The organism is Enterococcus sp. GPZ-007 (assembly GCF_059374735.1).
In genome coordinates this window covers 1-510 of sequence record NZ_JCAFYN010000120.1, presented here as the reverse complement: position 1 = coordinate 510, position 510 = coordinate 1, and the positions used below count along the sequence as shown (strand labels likewise).

The 510-nt window shown below is 41.0% G+C and carries 1 protein-coding gene; it reads left to right on the top strand.

Annotated features, from left to right (window positions below; translation table 11 throughout):
• Positions 1-437: transposase (locus tag AC4J95_RS21175; protein ID WP_494551554.1), on the top strand; the 437-nt coding region annotated here is incomplete at its 5' end.
• Positions 438-510 lie beyond the last annotated feature (73 nt).

Genomic DNA, 510 nt, shown 5'->3' with positions numbered 1-510 from the left:
TGGCTAAAAATGACGGCGAGTGGACAGCTGAGTATGCCCCGACCTGTCTAATTGAAGAAGGCTACACCTACGATAGTTTTGATAAACGTTACGGGGCTTTGAAATACACGTTACCAGAAAAGCGTTGTCGCTCTTGCCCGCTCCAGAACGAGGATCTATGTCAAAAAGTAATCAAGATCAAACAACAGACAGACCCGCGCAAGTTCAATCATCCAGCTCGAGGAACGAACAGTTGGAAGAAATTGTACGCCAAACGCAGTGCCGTTGAACGAGTAAACGGAGACCTGAAAGAAAACATGAAATTGAATCAGACAACTCACTATAAAGCAGAATTAGTCGAGATAGAACTTCTGCTTATTCAGCTAGCTTATAATGCCAAACGATACGCAGTGCAACGATTGAACAACCAGAAACTAGGAAAAGAAACAGCCGCTTAGCTTTAAAAAATGACAATTTTGAAATTGGATGAGTGTTGATTTTTTTATAAAAGCGAATTATGAAATTAGCTCA